This window comes from Aliiglaciecola sp. M165 (genome assembly GCF_007197995.1).
Classification (GTDB): Bacteria; Pseudomonadota; Gammaproteobacteria; order Enterobacterales; family Alteromonadaceae; genus Aliiglaciecola.
In genome coordinates, this window is the sequence record NZ_VKKH01000002.1 from 137459 (window position 1) to 158094 (window position 20636).

General features: G+C 43.4%; 18 protein-coding genes. 7 read left to right on the plus strand and 11 right to left on the minus strand.

Features of this window, described 5'->3' with window-relative positions; all coding sequences use genetic code 11:
* Nucleotides 1-65 precede the first annotated feature (65 nt).
* The 3 genes from FM019_RS02845 to FM019_RS02855 all read right to left on the minus strand — a co-directional run bounded on the left by FM019_RS02845 (nt 66) and on the right by FM019_RS02855 (nt 4561).
* Nucleotides 66-2408, minus strand: coding sequence for a fatty acid cis/trans isomerase (locus tag FM019_RS02845; RefSeq protein ID WP_143834398.1), 2343 nt, complete (start codon nt 2406-2408; stop codon nt 66-68).
* Nucleotides 2409-2513: 105 nt separating this feature from the next.
* Nucleotides 2514-2909: a DUF2391 family protein gene (locus FM019_RS02850; protein ID WP_143834399.1), complete on the minus strand. Its 396-nt coding sequence runs from the start codon at nt 2907-2909 to the stop codon at nt 2514-2516.
* Nucleotides 2910-3163: 254 nt separating this feature from the next.
* Entirely contained in the window at nt 3164-4561 is a 1398-nt protein-coding gene (locus FM019_RS02855) for a PhoH family protein (protein ID WP_143834400.1), read from the minus strand.
* A 244-nt stretch (nt 4562-4805) separates the two neighbouring features.
* Between FM019_RS02855 and rapA the strand changes: the two genes are divergently transcribed.
* From rapA to FM019_RS02880, 5 genes are all read left to right on the plus strand, one after another.
* Entirely contained in the window at nt 4806-7643 is a 2838-nt protein-coding gene (rapA, locus tag FM019_RS02860) for an RNA polymerase-associated protein RapA (RefSeq protein ID WP_143834401.1), read from the plus strand.
* A 13-nt stretch (nt 7644-7656) separates the two neighbouring features.
* Nucleotides 7657-8334, plus strand: coding sequence for an RluA family pseudouridine synthase (locus FM019_RS02865; RefSeq protein WP_143834402.1), 678 nt, complete (start codon nt 7657-7659; stop codon nt 8332-8334).
* A 16-nt stretch (nt 8335-8350) separates the two neighbouring features.
* On the plus strand, nt 8351-9241 hold the full coding sequence (locus FM019_RS02870) for a DUF3530 family protein (RefSeq protein ID WP_143834403.1): 891 nt from the start codon (nt 8351-8353) through the stop codon (nt 9239-9241).
* Between the two features lie 122 nt (nt 9242-9363).
* A complete protein-coding gene (locus FM019_RS02875; protein WP_143834404.1) occupies nt 9364-9687 on the plus strand; it encodes a hypothetical protein in 324 nt (107 codons plus the stop codon).
* A 92-nt stretch (nt 9688-9779) separates the two neighbouring features.
* A complete protein-coding gene (locus FM019_RS02880) occupies nt 9780-11144 on the plus strand; it encodes an AmpG family muropeptide MFS transporter (protein ID WP_260681508.1) in 1365 nt (454 codons plus the stop codon).
* A 10-nt stretch (nt 11145-11154) separates the two neighbouring features.
* On the opposite strand, the gene FM019_RS02885 is transcribed toward FM019_RS02880, so the two are convergent.
* From FM019_RS02885 to rppH, 7 genes are read right to left on the minus strand one after another with little or no spacing between them, the layout of a single operon-like run.
* Nucleotides 11155-12108, minus strand: coding sequence for a GGDEF domain-containing protein (locus FM019_RS02885; protein WP_143834405.1), 954 nt, complete (start codon nt 12106-12108; stop codon nt 11155-11157).
* Nucleotides 12109-12111: 3 nt separating this feature from the next.
* The gene (locus FM019_RS02890; protein WP_143834406.1) at nt 12112-13140 is read right to left on the minus strand and encodes a response regulator; all 1029 of its coding nucleotides are present in this window, start codon (nt 13138-13140) and stop codon (nt 12112-12114) included.
* A gap of 23 nt (nt 13141-13163) precedes the next feature.
* Nucleotides 13164-13997, minus strand: coding sequence for a thymidylate synthase (locus FM019_RS02895; RefSeq protein WP_143834407.1), 834 nt, complete (start codon nt 13995-13997; stop codon nt 13164-13166).
* Nucleotides 13998-14828, minus strand: coding sequence for a prolipoprotein diacylglyceryl transferase (lgt, locus tag FM019_RS02900; RefSeq protein WP_143834408.1), 831 nt, complete (start codon nt 14826-14828; stop codon nt 13998-14000). It lies immediately after the preceding gene.
* An 8-nt stretch (nt 14829-14836) separates the two neighbouring features.
* On the minus strand, nt 14837-15637 hold the full coding sequence (locus FM019_RS02905) for a sulfite exporter TauE/SafE family protein (protein ID WP_143834409.1): 801 nt from the start codon (nt 15635-15637) through the stop codon (nt 14837-14839).
* Between the two features lies 1 nt (nt 15638).
* Nucleotides 15639-17927, minus strand: a complete 2289-nt coding sequence (gene ptsP, locus FM019_RS02910; RefSeq protein ID WP_143834410.1) for a phosphoenolpyruvate--protein phosphotransferase — start codon at nt 17925-17927, stop codon at nt 15639-15641.
* A gap of 3 nt (nt 17928-17930) precedes the next feature.
* Nucleotides 17931-18461, minus strand: coding sequence for an RNA pyrophosphohydrolase (gene rppH, locus FM019_RS02915; RefSeq protein WP_143834923.1), 531 nt, complete (start codon nt 18459-18461; stop codon nt 17931-17933).
* A 123-nt stretch (nt 18462-18584) separates the two neighbouring features.
* Here rppH and FM019_RS02920 point away from each other — a divergent pair, with 123 nt between their 5' ends.
* On the plus strand, nt 18585-19250 hold the full coding sequence (locus FM019_RS02920) for a lysoplasmalogenase (RefSeq protein WP_143834411.1): 666 nt from the start codon (nt 18585-18587) through the stop codon (nt 19248-19250).
* On the plus strand, nt 19231-19914 hold the full coding sequence (mutH, locus tag FM019_RS02925) for a DNA mismatch repair endonuclease MutH (RefSeq protein ID WP_143834412.1): 684 nt from the start codon (nt 19231-19233) through the stop codon (nt 19912-19914). Before FM019_RS02920 ends, mutH begins: the two co-directional genes overlap by 20 nt.
* A gap of 62 nt (nt 19915-19976) precedes the next feature.
* Here the strand turns inward: mutH and FM019_RS02930 are convergent, their stop codons facing one another.
* Nucleotides 19977-20519, minus strand: a complete 543-nt coding sequence (locus tag FM019_RS02930) for a hypothetical protein (RefSeq protein WP_143834413.1) — start codon at nt 20517-20519, stop codon at nt 19977-19979.
* Nucleotides 20520-20636 lie beyond the last annotated feature (117 nt).

The following is a 20636-nucleotide window of genomic DNA, read 5'->3' on the forward strand; positions in this document are numbered from 1 at the left end:
TAGGTTAGCATTATAAAGTAAGCGATTTAGTACTAACTATCTAGATTACCAAACATGACATTGTTTCAGCGATTTTCCAATCGGTTGAAATCGAGATAGCCAAAATCTCTTGGGTATTTCTGTCTAAAGTCGTTGTGCATGCTATCGGCAAATTGCCAAAAATCTTGGTGAGTTCGGCGCACACCGTAATCGTCCATAAGGTTCTCGTAATCTTTCGCAGATGAGAGGTTATTGATTGCGTTTGCAAACGCAGGGGCCTCTCGCGTTGATAGCTGCATAAAGGTATTTGGGTGAGAAGTCATGAATCCACTTGCCACCGTCACAGTGTCTTCGCCCGGTAATCTTCTATCGTCCTCGCCAAACAAATGCGAGATATTGGTGTGTGCGCTGTGTCGAAGCATGGTGTAAAAATGTGCTTTGCCGTTTTCTTCGTTAACGACTCTAATAATTGCAGATTCAGGTAAAAAACTTACATTGGCGCCTTGCATTGCATTGATCTGGTGAAAAGAAGAAAGAACTTCTTTGGAGGAGGAGCCATTTTCTAGGTTGTGGACTTGGCTCAACGCACTACCAAGATAACCTTCCATTGCTTGGAAAAGCTCTGAGAGGTGATCGTCAGTGTCGAATTCGATAGCCGTTTTGACTGTCGCTTCGTTCGCTTCGTACACATATTTCTCCACTTCACTAACAGAGCCTCGATACCATTTTTGTCTGACTTGCTCGCGGGTGGCTTCAGGTAAAAAAGATAAAAAATTAAACTCGCCTTCCATGCGCAAAAAATCCATGTACATTCTGCTATTGAGCTGATGACCGATATTGCCGAATACATCGTATCCCGCCACCAGCAAATAGTGTATTCGTTCGAAAAGAGGGTAAGTTAGAACCCATGCAGTTTGTGGTGAATTTCCCACTAACCCTTTGACGACAGATGCGGCGTCTTTGTGGCGAAAAACGGTCAACGCTGCATTAGTATTATTACCATCTCCGTCCCATAAAAGATCCAGTGTGATGGGTATTTTGTTGGCGATATTCTGCTCAATAAATTCTGATTTTGCCTTGAGATATTCTCGCTCCATCGATGCATAAGTCAGCCAAGAAGTTGGCAGTGCATTACTTTGTTTTTCAGCAGGCAATGCAATTTTTTGACGAGCTCTTTGCATAAACCCTTCATCGTTTTCTAAAAAATCCAACTCTGGCTCAGCAAACAATACCCAAAAATGGTCGTTGATCACATTGAGCGCCATTTGACCTCTACAAACTGGTCCCTTAATAAACTGCATAATGGTATTTTGTGATTCATCGAGCATATATTTGTATCGGGATTGAACAGGTATTTGAGCAAAGGTGACAAATGGATTGGATGCTTCCTTGGGCTCAAAAGAAGGCAGTGAGGTCACTTGATAATCAGCTTCAATAAATAGTTTCTTCCAACGTGCCATTCTGTCATCTGACAAGCCCATTGGCATATGAGACTTATGTACGATAGTTTCTTTTACCTGTTGTATTCGATAGTAGACTCTCTCAACATTGGGATCATCAAAAGGTCTGCGGGTAAAAATTCCTTGTATAGATTCGCCCGGAGGAGTCGACGAGCGCACCAATCTAAAATACTGTGTTGGTTTGTTTTGTGAAAAATGAAGATTAACCAAAAACAAATGTTCAAAGAGATACCGGCTCATTAGCTGTGCTTTTAAGCTATTTTGATTAAAAAACACCTCCCATTTTTCAATTTCGTTTTTGACATCAGCGTCGATAGCCACTTCATCTGTACCAACAGCGCCTTTTTCTATCCACTTAATAAGTATGTCATGCTCTTTGTTACTAATAGCAGGTAAACCATAGGGCATTCCCCACAGTGCATAGTCTTGTTTGTAAGACTCAAAATTATCGATAGTTTCGCATTGATGTTGACGGTTTAAGTCAAGATCAAACTCCTCAGTTAATAGCTTGTTCTGAGGCAGTGGATTTTGCTTTTTTAAAGTAAGCATTTGCGCAAATAAACTGCTTTCTAAGTTCTCACTTGCTGTACCTTGCTTCTCATTTAAGACTGGGAAAAAGCCTTTTTCACGCCAAGCTTCCGTAGAGTGTGCATCTTCGAACAACCGAGTTAAATTTGCTTCTAACAATCTCTCTCCATCATAGACTCTCTCTTCACTGGCGCCTCTAGAAAGTCCCTCGAAAGAACCTAACTTCAATTGGCAAGGTGCGTCGTAACAGGCGTGACAAACGACACATCGTGTTTCGATGATGGGCTTAATGGATGATTGATAATCAAGTTCACCTTGGTTGCTAGATGCAGATTGTTCAGTCACTACTGACGTCTCTGGCGTTGTATAGGTGAAATAAATCATTCCACCAACAGCAGTGACTAAAATAAAAATAACGATGCTTGAGACTCGATTGTTCATACTTGCTCTATTGCGTGAAGGGTTATTTGCGGATGTAATCTAACGTAGTTCATTCATTTCAGAATAATTTTCCATTCTTCGGCCTTTGAAACGTGTCTATTCTAATTATTCTTTATCCAATCCATCGACGATTATTGCCCCTAAAGAAGCAGGCATAGCAACGATGACAAGTCGTTTTAAACTTAGTAAAGGTTCTGCCAAAATTGGCAGCTTATCAATAGCAAACAATACGCAGGCAACAACTACCAACGTAATACAATAAGCCATAATGATTCGAACAATATAACTAGCAAGCCTGCGTTCAACGTCACCTTGAAACAAACTGTAATAGGTATATAACGTTAAAAATGCCAACGACAGGAAAAATAAGAACGTCAAATTAATCAATGGTATGGATTCGGCCATTCTCCATGCTTCTTGAGTAAAAGCAATAGGCATTGCCATGGCAAACGCACCAACCGCGATTTGGCATGCGTCTTCGTAGTTAAAATACAATTTCATTTAATTCATTGTTTCCATACTGACCCTACGCTCAGAATAAGTCTTTTAGTGTGTTTAACAAAGAAATGCTTTTCTAACTAGGGAAGACAATTTCGACCTGATTTCTGACACGCCGCATCAATAGATTGAACTCACCGGGACAACAAACGTCATCTTCAGTAAACCATCGGATGCAACTGCCCTATTCCACGCCAAGGTTCTAATGCTTATGCAATAGAACCTTAATTATGTGCAGTTAGCAGTCTTAGCTCGCCTCACAACTCTTTTTCAGCAAACTCCGCGAGTCGGCTTCGCACCACGCCATCTAAATTTAAGGTTGCGCTACCAGAGAAGTTTTTGAATTTCTCAACCAAATAAGTTAGCCCTGACGTTACGGCACTTAGATAGTTGCTGTCGATTTGTGCCAAGTTACCCCCGCAAATCAATTTAGTACCTTCACCACAGCGGGTGATGATGGTTTTGAGTTGAGAGGCCGTTAAATTTTGTGATTCATCAAGAATAACGATGGCGTTTTGAATGCTTCGGCCACGCATAAAGTTTACTGATTTAAACTGAATGTTAGCTTTTTCCATAATGTAATTCATCGAGCCTTTTACATTCTCGTCATTTTTATGCAGCACTTCTAGTGAGTCAGTGATCGCTGCTAACCATGGGGCCATCTTTTCTTCTTCGGTTCCTGGCAAGAAACCTATGGATTCGGCAATTTCTGGGGTACTGCGGGTGACAATGATTTTATCGTACATGTTTTTCTCGACCACCATCTCCAATGCTGCAGCAAGCGCTAAAAGCGTTTTACCGCTGCCTGCAGGGCCGGTGAGAATAACTAAATCAATATGCGGGTCGAGCAGAGAATGCAACGCCATGCCCTGACCAATGTTTTTTGGCGTAATTCCCCAAGCACTGCGTCCCATCAGTCTGTCATAGCCTAAATCCAGCACTTCAATGGTGTCATTGGTCATCGATTCAACTAAACCTGCGAAGCTACCCTCTTCATCAATCAAAAACTCATTAATATACGCCTCAGGAAGCACTTTTTTATCAATAGTGTGAATGGTGTCTCGCCCTTCGCTACGACTATCAACTGTCTTTACGTTTTGCCAAAACTCTCCGTCAAAGGTGTGGTATCCCTTGGATAAGTATTTGATGTCGCTAATCAATTGGTCAGTGCGATAATCTTCTACATGGGCCAGACCAGCACCTTTGGCTTTAAGCCGCATGTTGATATCTTTGGTAACTAAAACAACTTGTCGTGGATGTTTGATTTTTTGCAAGTGCAACGCTGCATTAATAATACGATTGTCATTTTCATTGCTAGTAAACACTTGTTGGTCAATGCTTAGTCCATGGTCGGCAAATATTGACAATGCACCTGAAGGCGCGGCAAAACCCGAGCCCATTCCGTTCATAGTAACACCTTCAATCATTTCTTCTGGTGTTGCTTCGTGCAATAAATCTTCCATTGCGCGTATCGATACTCGCGCATCGCGGGCGACATCTTTTTTGCTGTCTTTAATGTAATCAAGTTCTTCTAGAACCGTCATGGGGACCACGACATCATGTTCTTTGAAAGATAAAAAGGCTAGAGGTTCGTGAAGCAGGATATTGGTATCTAAAACATAAAGTTTGGTTGGCTCTGCTTTTTTTTTCGGCATCCGTTACTCCGTTGTGACTACCCATAGAAATCAGTCAATTTTGACTGGAGCTCAAGACTACCTTAAACCACTTTAATGGCAGTTTCACCTACTTTTCTCAGCCTTTTAATAACGTCTTTTTTTACAGTCTGTTAACTGCATATCCTTGAGAATCAGTTTATAATTAAGGATTACTTATTCATCGCGACTGTCAGATTTGGACATCACTTTCCATTGACAAAAAGCGCGCTTCTTGGACCATTTTATGTCACAACCTCACGACTTTGCCGTTGGGCAACGTTGGTTAAGCAACACAGAATCAGAACTAGGTTTAGGTACGATCATTACTGTTAATCAAAGGACAGTTGAAATTCTTTTTCCCGCGATCGGCGAAACCCGAACTTACGCTCCAGCTAGCGCACCGCTTACCCGAGTCACCTTTGACGTAGGTGAAACCGTTAGCTGCCATGCTGGGTGGAAAATGCTGGTTGAGCGCACAAGTCATCATCAAGGAATGCTAACTTATCACGGCAAGCGCGAAGATAATGGTGAATCTGTCGAGTTAAAAGAAACCTTTGTTGATCACCACTTTCAACTCAATCAACCTCAGCAAAGGCTACTTGCTGGCCAAGTTGATGAGCCCAAATGGTTTGAAATACGTGAAAAGTGCATCAATCACCAATATCAGCATGCAACCTCTGATTTATTAGGCTTTGTGGGCGCCCGAGTCGACATCATTCCGCATCAGTTGCATATAGCCTCAGAGGTGGGCAGACGCCATGCTCCACGGGTGTTACTTGCAGACGAAGTGGGGCTGGGGAAAACCATCGAAGCGGCGTTAATCATTCATCAACAACTCCTGACAAACCGCGCTCAACGTGTCTTGGTTGTTGTACCAAACAGCTTAGTTCACCAATGGTTGGTTGAGATGTTGCGTCGCGTAAATTTAGCTTTCTCAATTTTTGATGAAGAACGCTGTCAAGCTATGGCAGAAGAGGCCAGCAATCCGTTTGAAGCCGAACAATTAGTGCTTTGCAGCCTGGATTTTCTCACCCATAACAGCCGCTATTTTCAGCTTGCGTGCGAAGCTCCCTGGGATTTGCTGGTTGTCGATGAGGCTCATCATCTGACCTGGTCTCCTGGACAACCCTCTCAAGAGTATGAGGTAGTGGAGCAATTGGCTGAAGTGACCAAAGGCGTATTGTTGCTCACTGCGACGCCTGAACAATTAGGTCATGAAAGTCACTTTGCCCGTTTGAGGTTGCTTGATCCGGCGCGTTTTCATGATTACCACAGTTTTGTTGAAGAAGAGCAGGCTTATAGTGAGCTAGCTAAAGCTATTGCACCATTATTATCGGAGAATAAAAATAGTGAACTAGATGACGTGGCACTCAGTGCCATAGCGAATTTCGCTGGTGAAGAAACCGTTAAACATGTTGATTTTAAAAAACCAGAACAGCGGAACAGGCTGTTAAAAGAATTGTTAGATCGACATGGTACGGGCAGGTTATTGTTTAGAAACAGTCGTTCAGGTGTCAGTGGTTTCCCATCCCGAGAACTGTTGTCTTATCCACTGGCGATGCCCTCACAATATGAGCAAGCGCTAAAAAAGGAGCTTGACCCGTCTAAACTGCTTAGTCCTGATCGGATACCCGAGTGTGTTGATGACTGGTTCAACTTTGACCCAAGAGTCGACTGGTTTATATCCCACTTGCAAGCGCTTAAAGGCGAAAAGGTTCTGACCATATGCGCAAAGGCTTCAACTGCATTAATGTTGGCAGAGGCCATTCGGCGAAAAAGCGGTATCCGTGCAGGCGTGTTTCACGAGGGCTTGAGTATTGTCGAGCGAGATCGTATCGCCAATTATTTTGCGCAGTCTGAAGACGGCGCACAAGTGTTGATTTGCAGTGAAATTGGCAGTGAAGGACGAAATTTTCAGTTTGCTCATCACCTAGTGTTGTTCGATCTGCCCTGTGTACCCGATTTATTGGAACAGCGAATTGGTCGTCTGGACCGAATAGGTCAGAAACACGACGTGAAGATCCATGTGCCTTTTTTCATTCATTCAGCACGGCACACCATGCTCGATTGGTATCATGACGGCCTGAATGCATTTGAACTGACCTGTCCTGCCGGTACCAGCGTTTATGAAGAAGTAGAAGAAAGTTTACTTAACGCATTGCAAAACCCGCACGATGAGCCAGCAAAGCGCAGCTTAATTGACACGACGCATACGATTTATCAAACCTTAAAAAGCCGGTTAGAACAAGGGCGCGACAAATTACTTGAAATTAACTCTTCAGGCAAAGGTCAAATCGAACCATTGTTGACTGCTATCCAAGATGCAGAAGATTCTCCGGTGCTTGAACGATTCATGACACAACTGTTTGATACCATTGGCGTGTTGCAAGAAGAAAAAGATGATAATTGTTATTTGCTGCGCCAAACCGAATCCATGCATACCCAATTGCCTGGTCTTGAAGAAGACGGCATGACCATCACCTACGAAAGGCCAACGGCTACGGCCATGGAACATGTGCATTTCTTTAGCTGGGATCATCCAATGGTGCAACATGCCATGGATACAATCATTACCGATGTCCAGGGAAAAAGCGCAATAGGCATGCATCGAGATAAAAGCCTGCCTGCCGGATTCTATTGGTTGGAATGTCTATTTGTCTTATCTACGATGGCTGAAAAGCATCTCCAGGTCGAACGTTTCCTTCCGGCAACCCCAATCAAAGTCATCATTGATGCTAAAGGGCAGCAGGCGGATAAAGCCTTTTATCAATTGGAAAGCGTCAACAGCAAGATGTCTAATCAACTTGTCAGTGCGCTGCAATCACATATCGAAAAAGCCCTGGATTCAGCCACCACCTTAGCAGTAAGTGCCGCACACCAACTGCGCTTGGACTGCTCTGAAAAAATGACTCAATTGTTGACTGGTGAACTGCATCGTTTAGCAAGCTTAAAGCAGGTAAACCCTTCTATACGCCAAGATGAACTAGATTTTTTACGCAATCAAATTGCTGCTTTAGATGAGGCCATTGGCAATGCGGATGTTCATCTTGAAGCGGTAAGACTCATTGTGAACAATCATTAAGTAGGGAAACACATTGGCCATATTGAACTACGCTCCAGCATTAAACCCAAGCTTTGATATCCTCTACCAGGATGAAGACATGTTAGTTTTGAATAAACCCAGTGGTTTGTTGAGTGTACCGGGCAAAGCATTGGAACATAAAGACAGCTTGCAACTGCGTGTGCAACGGGTTTTTCCCACCGCAACCATCGTGCATCGACTGGATATGGCCACATCGGGAATAATGGTGATGGCCCTCAATATTGATAGCCACCGAGCGATATCCAAAGCTTTTGAATTGCGGCAAACCAGCAAAACTTACCTTGCCAGAGTCTATGGAAGAATGAAAACAAACTCTGGTGTTGTCGATCTACCACTTATTTGTGATTGGCCTAATCGGCCTAAACAAATGGTTGATCATCAACGGGGAAAACATGCTCTAACACATTACCGCTGTCTTGGTGCCGACGAGGATGAAAGCTTGGTTGAATTAAAGCCTGTTACAGGGCGCTCTCACCAGCTCAGAGTGCATATGCTCAGCCTTGGACATCCAATTTTAGGTGATCGCTTGTACGCACACAATAAAGCTCTTAACGCCGCGGATCGATTGCAATTGCACGCGCAATCTTTACATTTTCTGCACCCCACAACACAAAAGCCGCTAGCATTTGAATGTCCGGCACCATTTTCATTCAAGAGTACGGGCAATTAAACCGATAACCTTAGTTGTGAATAAACTAATCGCCATTTCCTTGCCAATTCTGTTATGCGTCCACGTGTTCTATTGTGACGTAGCATTGGCAATGCAGGATCCTGACACCCAACTCAGTGATATCCGTCAGCGAGAGTTCAATGATAGTTTTGATGTGTTATTAGCAGGTGAACAAGAAATTCCCATCGTTATACAAGAATCCAACACCCCCATCACTCGTGGTGTAGCCGTATTGATAAGTGAAGCTGGCCATAATCCCTTTAGCCATCATGGGCTGTTGCAACTTAGCACGTCACTCAATAGTGTGGGTTGGGTCACTATGATCATGCCCGCACCGGTTACGGGTTTTACTGTGGAATCGGAACCTCTGACTGATTCTCCTGCCGAGTCTAATGCTTCTCAGGACCTAGCGACCTCAGAAACAGACAATCAAGAGATGCATGCCCGAACAGGTCTTTCGAGGATCGCGCAAGATGCATTTGACACACATCAGCAGGATTTAATATTACGCATGCAAGCGATAACCAGCAGAACCAGTCAATATCCGGGATTCTTTTTAGTGATTGCACAAGGAACCTCTGCCGCTTGGTTAACTAAAATTTATGCTGAGAACTTACTCGGTTCGCCAGATGGCATGGTGGCGCTGAGCCCTCATTGGCCCGCACGAGAGTACAACAATCAACTTCCAATGTGGGTGTCACAAACTGAAATGCCTTATCTAGATATCTACACTCCATGGGATAATAAATGGGCGCAAGACACCGTTGCTCAGCGACACATCCAATCGGTCAAGGCACTAAAAATGATTTACCGACAACGAGAATTAATTGGCCAACAACTCGATCAACAACAATTTGCTCGACTTGGTAAAGAGATCTATGGCTGGCTAACCCATATGGGCTGGTAGCAAGACTTTAATTTCCTCAGTTTTCAAACGATTATTAATTTTGTCTTCTGCCAACGCTGCAAGGACGCAATTGGCGTCTATACTTTGATTACGTTTAAGTAATATGCAGCCTAGATTTGATAGTGGATATTCCGAATTTTATTGATTTAAAAGCCAAACAACTGGCGTATTTCGTTAGAGGCTTTTGGTCGTATAAAATCCCGTATTTAGAAGTGGATCTGTACTTTTGGGATACGCTTGAAGAGTGGTCGCAGATTAAAAAGCGCGAAGACGAACCCTACTCTCAAAAAGAACGAGTGTTTTGGCATATGTTGCATCAATTGCATTTTTGGCCTGAACAAAAACTCATGCAAGATCCTTATCTTCGTTCTGAATTGGAAACCTGTCTGAATTATCTTGAAGGGGCAGGACAATATCCTCTCGATTGCATCGGAATTCGTCCTTAAACTCAAAATATTTGCCCTTCATACAATTAGTCGTTGCACCCTTTTGCTATACATGATCCAATGGTTTTTTTTAGTTGTTGTATTGAGTTCTGGTGAAGCAAACCTTTAAATCAACCTTACTAACCTACAAAGATAAACGTTTGCTATTCGTTTTTTTATTTGGCATTGCAAGCGGTTTTCCTTGGGTGATGATCAGCTCAGGTTTGTCTGCCTGGTTACAGGAATCCGGTGTCAGCCGAACTTCAATTGGACTGCTGGGTTCAATTTACGTGGCCTACTCAATTAATTTTTTGTGGTCACCGCTACTAGACAGAGTTCGTCCCCCATTTTTGGGTCAGCGTCGCGGCTGGATAGTTATGGCACAGGCAATGATCATATTGTCCTGTATTGGAATGGCTATTGTTCCGGTGCAACAGCAATTATTTTTAGCGGGTCTGATTGGATTGTCTATCGCAATATTCTCAGCCACACAAGACATTGCCATTGATGCCTACCGAATCGATATCATCAAACCTCATGAAAAAGAAAAGCTAGCTGCGGCTTCGGCGATGGCTACCGCTGGGTGGTGGACTGGTTTTGGTGGTTTAGGCGCTATTCCGTTTTTTATCGCTGACATACCAGGTTGGCAATGGTCTGAAATTTATTTTGTATTGGCAGGCATAATGGCAGTCTTGATGATTGTGGTGGTGCTGAGCAAGGAACCCGTCACCAATCGAGCTGAAATGCAAGCGGCTGCCAGTGCAAGATATGCCAGTATGCTGTCGGGTGATCAGCCAATGACATTTATTCAAAAAATACTGAATTGGCTTTTGGTTACTGTTGTTGAACCATTCAGAGACTTCTTTAGTCGCAATACCTTCAAATTGGCTTTGTCTATTCTCCTGTTTATTTTTCTATTTAAGATTGGCGAAGCGTTTTTAGGCAGAATGAGTATTGTTTTCTACAAAGAGCTCGGATTCACCAATAGTGATATTGGTAGCTATTCAAAATTGTTGAATTGGTGGGTAACGATTGTTTTTGCTGTGATCGGTGGCATGGTAAATATTCGATATGGCATTTATCGCGGATTAATGACAGGCGGCATCGCTATGGCCGCCAGCAATTTGATGTTTGCTTTGATGGCAGAAGTAGGTCCAGATAAAACGCTTTTTGCCGCAACAATTTTTGTTGACGGGTTTACCGCAGCCTGGAGTTCTGTTGCCTTGGTCGCATTTATCTCTTTGTTGTGCAACCAAGCATTTTCTGCATCTCAGTACGCATTAATGGCTTCTTTGGGCGTATTAGGCCGCACAGCAATGGCATCTGGTAGTGGCTTTCTCGTAGATTGGATGGATGGAAATTGGTCTGTATTCTTTATACTGACCGCGGTGATGGTATTGCCTAGCTTAGTGTTTTTATGGTCGATTCGAGAGCATATTCACAGATTGGAGGCAAGGGCGTCAAACACGCTGGAATAGTCATTTTGAATCAATAACAAGTAACGCGGTTTCGGCCACCTTCTTTGGATTTGTAAAGCGCCTGGTCGGCTTTTTCTAGCCACACCATGTGATCTTTGTATTTTTTGTCGAAGTCGGCAATGCCAAGACTGACAGTGAACCTAATCTCGGTGCCTTCATAAACTGGCACCATCTTTTCACAAACAGTTCTAATACGTTCAGCAACCACCATGGCATTTTCTGCTGTGGTCTCGGGTAATAAAATCGCAAACTCTTCACCACCATAGCGGCCACAAACGTCTGTCTCTCGAACCGATTTTTTGACAATTTCTGCGAGGGTCTTGATGATGTAATCGCCTGCGGGATGGCCGTAGGTATCATTGACCTTTTTAAAGTGGTCGATGTCCAACATGATGACCGCTCCAGGTTGGCCATTTCTTATAATACGCTTGTGTTCCAGCGCAAAGGTTTCTTCCCAATACCTACGGTTAAATACGCCGGTTAATCCATCGACACGACTTATTTGCTGGAGCTGTTTATTAAGCGACTGTATACCTTTTTTATTTAAGGCTTCATCAGTCACATCGTAGACCACGATACAAATTTGCTCGACGTCGCCTTTAAGTGAAGCCAATGGAAACAAGGTGACGTTTTGATACATAAAGTCCGAAGCTGAGGTGATTGGTCGACTTGTATCGAATTTGAACAAGAAAGGACGTTGCTCCCAGATAATAAATGCTGGGCTTTTTAAATTAAAAACCGGTTCAGTTTTAACTAAAAACCATTCTTTGTCGATTTCTGGAAAATACTCGAAAATATTTTTGTTCTTAATTTTGCTTGGTAATATACCACTGTTGTTTTCCATGAATTGGTTCCAAACCAATACATTGAAATTCTTATCCAGCACCGCCAAACCAATTTCAATGGAACCTAGCAAATCAAACTGCCAGTGCATTGAATTTATGTCAGTAAATTCATCGCTCATGATTTATCCATCCACCTTAGTCAATTTTTCAAACATCAAATCGATAGATTTGTCGGGAAACAATAGCAATAAATCAAAGGCAATAGATTCACTCTTTATGGCATAACCTATTTCAATCGCTAATACACGATTCCAACGTGACAAATTGTCATTAAGTAACTCGTCCAACCCACAATGTTGTCCCAATACGATAGGATGATTATGGGTAAACTTCACATTTAGCTGATCAGACAGTGCCGTTAAACATGCACTAACCATGATGTTAGTGACGTCCATCAGCGCTTCAAGTTCAAGCTGAGCACTAAGTTTTGTTTGTTTATAATTGAGCAGCTTAACCATATTGGCGAAGTTGGAGTCATTAAAAATCAATAGTGCTTCACCACTGATCCCGGCACTGATAAACCCCTGAGAAATCGCTGAAACGCTTTCATTATGACTGATTTCTGCAATAGCCATATGCAATTCGGTGGTTTCAATAAGGTTCACATTAGGTATGGGTAAATCAATGAATTGATTAAGCATCTGCGCCAATTTTTCCCCAGCTTGCCCCATGGCAACATTTGCCATTTCTCGATAGGCATCTAGCTTTTCACTGAGAGGATCGGCTTTTGTGCTCTTTTGCTCTTGTTGCACGGCGGCAGATCGTTGAGTTGCCGCTTTGTCGCCGCTATACAGACCGAACTGGCTTAAAATAGTGCTGAGTTTATCGTTGTCGACAGGTTTTCGAATGAAATCAATAGCACCGAGTTTTAACATTCGGGTACGCGCTTCTGGTTGCACGTCGCCCGATACGACAATCACCAATGTCGGTAGATCTTCGTTTTTGATCACCTCCATCGTTTGATAGCCGTCCATAACCGGCATGTTCAAGTCGAGAAACATGACATCGGCTTTGCCTCGCTTTATTTGCTCAATTGCAAGCTGCCCATTTTCAGCGAAACTGATTTCCACATCCCAACCATCGGGAATCGATCTTGCCATTTGTTTTCTGGCAAATCCCGAATCGTCACAAATGAGCACTTTTGTTGGCATGTTCTAATCTCGTTTATCAGTCACTAAATCGCTACAGGCGCCTTTATATGCGGATGAGCCTGATAATTGACAAGTTCAAAGTCGTCAATGTTAAAATCAAATAGGTTTTTAATCTCTGGGTTTAACTTCATCTGAGGCAAGGGGAAAGGCTTTCTGCTTAACTGCAATTTAGTCTGTTCCAAATGATTTGTATACAAATGCGCATCACCAAAAGTATGCACAAAATCGCCTAGCTCTAGATCACAGACTTGAGCAATCATCATAGTTAATAAGGCATAACTGGCAATATTAAATGGAACACCAAGGAAAATGTCGCCGCTGCGCTGATAAAGCTGACAGGATAATTTATTGTCGATGACATAAAACTGAAACATGGTGTGGCAGGGAGGTAACGCTTGTCGGCCATTTTGGGCGTTTTCTTTAGGTGAGACAGAAGTATCTGGCAAGACAGTAGGGTTCCAGGCGCTCAATAGCAGTCTGCGGGAATCGGGATTATGTTTGATTTGCTCAAGCAAATCACTCAACTGATCGACCACTTCACCATTGGCCCCTTCCCAGCTGCGCCATTGTTTGCCATAAACCGGTCCAAGTTCACCGTCATCGGTCGCCCATTCGTCCCAAATACTCACACCATTGTCTTTTAAGTAAGCGATATTCGTCTCGCCTTTGATAAACCAAAGCAATTCGTGAATGATTGAGCGTAAGTGGCACTTTTTGGTGGTCACCAGTGGAAAGCCTTTAGCTAAATCAAAGCGCATCTGATAACCAAAAATGCTTAGGGTACCCGTTCCGGTTCTGTCTTCTTTTTTACAGCCATTTTCCAGTACATGGCGCATTAAATCTAAGTATTGCTGCATTTAGGCTTTTTTACCCTTTTTACCATTTGTCGGTTTTGGTTGATGAATTTGCTTGTGTCGCATTGCCCATACAATTAAGCCGATACCGCCAATAATCATCGGCAATGACAACATTTGTCCACGACTGAAGAGTCCAAGATAGAGATCTAAATGACCGTCCCATTGTCGGAAGAACTCCACAAAAAATCGGAAACTGCCATAACCTAACAAAAATGCACCGCTAATTGCACCTATCGGTCGAGGTTTTTTCGAGTATATCCATAAAATAAAGAACAGAACTACGCCTTCCAAGGCAAATTCATACAGCTGCGAAGGATGTCGAGGCTCTGGTCCGGCATTGGGAAATATAATCGCCCAAGGCACATCAGTGGGTCGCCCCCATAGTTCTGAGTTGATAAAATTACCGATTCTGCCAGCGCCCAAGCCTATGGGCACTAGTGGCGCGATAAAATCACCTACCACCAAAAATGGAACCTTAAGACGACGAGCGCTCAACCATAACGCAAACACTACGCCTAGCAAACCACCATGGAATGACATTCCCCCTTCATTAATTCGGAACAAATAAATGGGATCAGCTAAAAACTGCTCAAACTGGTAAAAGAAAACGTAACCGATACGGCCACCTAAAATGACACCCAAAAATCCCCAAAACAACATGTCACTAAGTTGATCTTTGCTCCAGCCGGTACGTGACAGGCGTTTGTTCGCCAACCACCAGGCGGCAACAAACCCAACCAGATACATCATCCCGTACCATTTGGGGCTAAGCACGCCCAAATTAAAAATAGCCGGGTCAATCTCCGGTAATGTGTAGTAATGATTAGACATAGTCGCTTTTATCCTAACAGCATGCGAAAACTGACTATCAATAGAAAGACAGCAAATATTTGTTTTAAACGTTGCGTATTTAATCGGTGGCTTATTTTAGCGCCTAGTCTTGCAGTAAATACAGAAGTAATCACAATTCCAATGGCTGCCGGTAAGTATACGTACCCAAATGCACCCGTTGGAAGATTTTCTAGCTGCCAACCAGCATGAATAAAACTCGCCGTGCCAAACAATGCGATAATCAATCCGCAAAATGCGGCGCAACCAATCGCCTGTTTAATATCAATCCTAAACCAAACCAAAGCCGGGACCATTAGTGCTCCGCCGCCTATTCCCATAAATGACGAAACAATGCCCGTTACAATACCGATGAGAAATAACACAGGCATAGAAATCGGATTGTCTGATTTTTTTGGCCTGATAAAGACCATTTGCGCTGCAATAGCCAATACCAGCACAGCAAAGACGGTTTTCAATTGATTCACATCGATGCTAGTCGCGATTTGAGGCCCGATTATAGCACCTACGGCGATCCCTAGTGCGCAATACAAAACAACGTCGAAATGAATATGGCCTAATTTGAAATGAGCTCGAGCCGAAGAATACCCGGTCAATATGATGGTCGACAATGAGGTGGCAATTGCCATGGGCATAGCCAATTCCAAAGGGATGGCAAGAGATGTTGTAAAAACATATAGCAATGCAGGAACAATGATCAACCCACCGCCGATCCCCAACATTCCTGCTAAAACACCAACGACCGCCCCGAGCAACAGGTAAACCACCAATAGGAAAGATAGCTCAAACAAATTAGCTACCTGCCCTTACCAGACCGCCAAGACCAATTGATTCCAGGTAGATATTGATATTTTCTTTAACCTGCGAAGGGTGGCTGCAATCAAGAATCGTCTCCAACAATTCTTCGACACGGTCTTTTGTGACGCTTCTTATCACCCATTTGACTTTGAGTAAGTTATGACTGTTCATGCTCAGTTTACTGTAACCCATTGCCATGAGCAAAATCGCCCCGCCGGGTTCACCCGCCATTTCACCGCATACAGTAATAGGGACTTTATGTTCATCGGCCTGATGCACAATCGCTTGCAGGGCGCGCAGCACAGCAGGGTGATAACTATCGTATAGTTCTGAAACTCGCGCATTGTTGCGATCCACCGCGAGTAAATACTGAGTTAAATCGTTGCTTCCAACCGAAAAGAAATCGACTTTTTTCGCGAGTTGGGGAATTTGGTATATCACTGCTGGAACTTCGAGCATCACGCCAACTTTGGGCATTTTAAGCACGTGGTCAGAATCTTCAATTTCCTCGGATATTTCGTGAAACGCTTGTCTGATAAGACGCTTACTTTCATCAACTTCCGACACTGAGGTGATCATAGGAAGCATTATTTGCAGATTTCCCAAGCCCACATTAGCCCGCAACATTGCACGGATCTGTACCAGGAATATTTCCGGATGATCCAAGGTCAATCGGATCCCTCGCCAACCCAAAAAAGGATTTTCTTCCGAGATTGGGAAATAAGGCAAAGGTTTGTCTCCGCCAACATCCAAAGTACGCATTGTGATGGGTTTATTTGGCGCGGTTTCGAGCATCTGTCGATACAATTTTGACTGTTCATGTTCAGACGGAAATCGTTCGCGCAACATAAACGGTACTTCGGTTCTGTACAATCCAACGCCTTCACCATGGGTGAAATGGCTATTTTCCATTTCAGCTGACAACCCTGCATTAATCATCAGTGAAATCGGATGTTTGTCTTTTGTCACACTGGGTAAATGGGCTTGTTCAAGGATCCGGTCGGATAGTTCTTGTTCTTCATTAACCAGAATTTGAAATTCTTTGCGCACAGATTGCGAAGGAGAAACGATGACCTCGCCAGAATAACCATCAACAAGAATTTCTTTGCCGTCTAGCAAAGACAAAGGAGCATCAGACAACCCCATGACTGCCGGCAAACCCATTGCCCTGGCCAAAATCGCGGCATGAGAATTATTCGAGCCTCGAACAGAAATAATTCCACGCAGTTTAGTCGTTGCGTATTCTGCCAACATGGATGCGGTGACTTCTTCGGCAACCAAAATCGCCGCTTTACCCGGATCCACAACTCGCATCGAAGGGCTTTGCGCACCTAAAATATTGGCCAAGATACGACTCGAGAGATCTTCAATATCAACAGCCCTTTCTTGCATGTAAGGGTCGCTCATATTTCGAAATTGCTGAATGTAGTTTTCGACCACGAACTTCAAACTACTGGCAGCATCCCATCCTTCTTTGATGCGTGCTTCCACTTCATGGCCAAGACTATTGGCGTCTAGTAGATGACTGTAAATTTGAAAGATGGCTTGAACATCTGAAGGTACCTGACCTTCAATTCGGTGAGACAGCTCGTCTACTTGAGAACGGGTGACACCAACTGCTTCGCGATAACGACTAATTTCCTCTGAAACGTTGCTGGAACGTCGTGCAACATGTCCCGCCAAAGTCACTTTATAATCAGGAATAAAACCAATGCCAATTCCCAGCCCAGGAGAACCCGGTACACCCGAAATTTTAGACTGCCATTTGCTTCGACTAGTCTCGTCATTAAACGACAGATATCCGCGGGTCTCAGCATGGACAATTTCAAGTGCCATCTGAGTGGATAGAGTCACTAAAAAAGCTTCCTCATCCTCACTAAACCGGCGCTTTTTCTTTTGTTGCAAAGTCAAAACGCCAAGCACTTTACGCTGATGAATAATAGGCGCACCAAGAAACGCGTGATACTTCTCTTCTTTAACTTCTGGGTATTGCTTAAAACGGGGATGAGACTGCGCATCAACGATGTTTAGAGGTTCTTCTCGCTGACCAATAAGTCCAATTAACCCCTCTGAAAAGCCGATGGAAACACTCCCCACAGCACTGGATTCAAGCCCGTGGGTAGCGCTTAGTAAAAAGTGTTGTTTTTCGTGATCAGCAAGATAAATAGAACAAGAATCCACCTTCAATGCACTGGTTAATCGTTTAGTCAGGTGCGCCAACGCCTCCTCCAAAACGGGGATTTTACTGACCTCCTGAACAATACCTTTAAGGGTTGTAAGCATGGACTATTGAGATTGCCTTTTACGCTTTCGATTACGTTGTGGCTGTGAATGTTTGTTGTAAGCTGGCATAGCAAATGACACAAACTCTTTCATCACTCTGCGGTAAACATCGCGTTTAAATGACACAACATTCCGAACCGGATACCAATAACTCACCCAGCGCCAATCGTCGAATTCCGGGTGACCAGAATTCAAAACATCGACGTCAGCCTCATTACATTCGAGTTGTAACAAAAACCATTTTTGCTTTTGACCGATACAGACAGGGTTGCTACCTTGACGGATGAGCCGTTTAGGTAACTTGTATCGCATCCAATTTTTGGTCACACCAATGACTTTAACTTGTTCTGGTTTTAATCCAACTTCCTCATGTAATTCTCTAAACATTGCCTGTTCAGCAGTTTCACCTTGATCTATTCCGCCTTGTGGAAACTGCCATGAATGTTGCCCATAGCGTTTTGCCCAAAATACCTGCCCCATCCTATTGCAAATCACTATACCGACATTCGCGCGGAAACCTTCGGCATCAATCACTTTGACTCCTGGGGGATTGATTTCTTTAATATTTTGCCATTCTTCCATAAACTAGGGGGCAATCAAAGCAATAATATTTTTAACGCAACAGCTTGTTTTCCTTTTGTTGCCAGAGAAAAGAACATGAACCCCACTAGCCCCTCACGCAGCCTAGCCTTGCTGCCCTTTTTATTTTGGGTATTGGCCCTAAGTTATTTGGCAATGATGCATTTAGAGCAATATCCATTGCATTACATCCACAAAGCTTCGCCTATACTGCTTTTGCTTTTTTTCGCCAGCAAACATGTGTTGTTTAATTATCAACTGGTTGGCTTGGCAATTGTTTTTTCGGTCTTTGGTGACATCTTGCTAGCGCTGCAGATAGAACAAGGGTTCGTTATGGGCTTAAGTGCCTTTCTCATCGCCCAATGCTGTTACGGCTTGGCATTCCAACGTTGGCGACATTGGCAAAAGCACAAAGCGTTTATGATTGCGGCATTGCTGTTATCAATCATTGTAGTAGCACTATTTGTTGTTCCTGCCTCTGACAACCTATATGTGCCAGTTGTCGTCTACATGCTGGCTATATGTTTTATGGCATGCAGCGCTATTCTGGTCAAAACAGATGATTATTTGATTTTAATCGGAGCGATATTTTTTGTGATTTCCGACGCTTTGATAGCCGTAAACAAGTTTGTTGTACCGCTGCCTTTTGAAGGGTATTGGGTGATGTCTACGTACTACTTGGCCCAATACCTAATTGTTTTAGGTTGTTTAAAAAGGATAAACGATGCCCAGCGTAGCTACTAGCGAGCCTGTCAATATTGAACAGCTTTTTCAACGAGCCTCGGCATTAGCAGGTCTGTCTTTGGGTGAATTAGCAAAAGCGGCTAAAATCAAAGTCCCGCAAAATTTCAAACGGGAAAAAGGCTGGACCGGACAGCTTCTGGAAACCTATCTTGGTGCAGTGGCAGGATCAAAACCAACTCAAGACTTTCCGGAGTTAGGTGTTGAATTGAAGACAATCCCCATTGATCCAACTGGTATGCCTTTGGAAACCACATACGTATGCTACGCACCACTGACGGGCATTGCCGGCATTACGTGGGAAACCAGCAATGTGCGCAACAAACTCAATTGCGTGTTGTGGGTGCCTGTGGAAGGAAGTCGAGACATTCCGCCTAAAGATAGACGAGTGGCATCACCTGTATTGTGGCAACCAGATCCAACTCAACTCGACCTGCTCAAACAAGACTGGGAAGAGCTAATGGATATCATAGCGCTAGGGGAAATAGAAAATGTCACTGCGCGCCATGGCCAAGTCTTGCAACTGCGCCCGAAAGCCGCTGATGGTAGCGCGCTAACCGAAGCCATAGGCAGCGACGGAATGATCGTTAAAACCCGACCTAGAGGTTTTTATTTGCGCAAAACCTTTACTGCGTCCATATTGCGCAATGCGTTTTGGGATGAGTAACAAAAAAGGAAGCGACTTACGCTTCCTTCATAAACTACCTGTTTGTAGGTTGTGACAATAGACTACTTTTGACGTCTAAATGCTGCCAAACCGCCTACTAAAAGCAATGCGAGCACGCCAGGTTCAGAAACTTGAGTCAAGGTTAGGTTACCTGTGTTATTGGCAATACCTGCTGAACCTTGTCCACCATTAACAGTGCGCGTGGTCTCAAGTCTCACCAAGTAATCGTCACCACTTCCGCCCATACCCATAACATTGAAACCGTTAAAGGCAATATTAACTAGGGCATCTCCTGCAGAAATCATAAAATCGCCAATTTCAATACCGTTTAGCATCACTGACATGTCCTGCGTATCGCCGCTAAGCACGTTTGAAACGATACTTAGATCTAATGTAAATTCATTGACTTCTGACAAACCGGTACCACTAAATAGCTGCTCGATAAAATCACCGTCATTCCAAAAATTGCTACCAATTTGATTAAAACGAGTAGAGGAATCAGTGGGAAAATCTGTTGTAAAGATAGCAGTAGCGCTCGCTTTTCCAACTAACGCAAAGGTAGATACTAAGAAACATAGTATCGTGATACGACTAAATACTTTCATTTGATGTACTCCATAAACCGAAAAGTGCTTTGTTTAAGCAATGTTTTGTTTTAGCTTTATTTTATTAGATGAAGTGATTTCAGCAAAAAGCATACCAGAGATTTAATCTATTGATTT

Excerpts from the sequence above, each read along its gene's own strand:
- FM019_RS02845 (WP_143834398.1), bottom strand. The coding sequence starts at position 2,408 with ATGAACAATCGAGTCTCAAGCATCGTTATTTTTATTTTAGTCACTGCT.
- FM019_RS02850 (WP_143834399.1), bottom strand. The coding sequence starts at position 2,909 with ATGAAATTGTATTTTAACTACGAAGACGCATGCCAAATCGCGGTTGGT.
- FM019_RS02855 (WP_143834400.1), bottom strand. The coding sequence starts at position 4,561 with ATGCCGAAAAAAAAAGCAGAGCCAACCAAACTTTATGTTTTAGATACC.
- rapA (WP_143834401.1), top strand. The coding sequence starts at position 4,806 with ATGTCACAACCTCACGACTTTGCCGTTGGGCAACGTTGGTTAAGCAAC.
- FM019_RS02885 (WP_143834405.1), bottom strand. The coding sequence starts at position 12,108 with ATGAGCGATGAATTTACTGACATAAATTCAATGCACTGGCAGTTTGAT.
- FM019_RS02890 (WP_143834406.1), bottom strand. The coding sequence starts at position 13,140 with ATGCCAACAAAAGTGCTCATTTGTGACGATTCGGGATTTGCCAGAAAA.
- FM019_RS02895 (WP_143834407.1), bottom strand. The coding sequence starts at position 13,997 with ATGCAGCAATACTTAGATTTAATGCGCCATGTACTGGAAAATGGCTGT.
- lgt (WP_143834408.1), bottom strand. The coding sequence starts at position 14,828 with ATGTCTAATCATTACTACACATTACCGGAGATTGACCCGGCTATTTTT.
- ptsP (WP_143834410.1), bottom strand. The coding sequence starts at position 17,927 with ATGCTTACAACCCTTAAAGGTATTGTTCAGGAGGTCAGTAAAATCCCC.
- FM019_RS02920 (WP_143834411.1), top strand. The coding sequence starts at position 18,585 with ATGAACCCCACTAGCCCCTCACGCAGCCTAGCCTTGCTGCCCTTTTTA.
- mutH (WP_143834412.1), top strand. The coding sequence starts at position 19,231 with ATGCCCAGCGTAGCTACTAGCGAGCCTGTCAATATTGAACAGCTTTTT.
- FM019_RS02930 (WP_143834413.1), bottom strand. The coding sequence starts at position 20,519 with ATGAAAGTATTTAGTCGTATCACGATACTATGTTTCTTAGTATCTACC.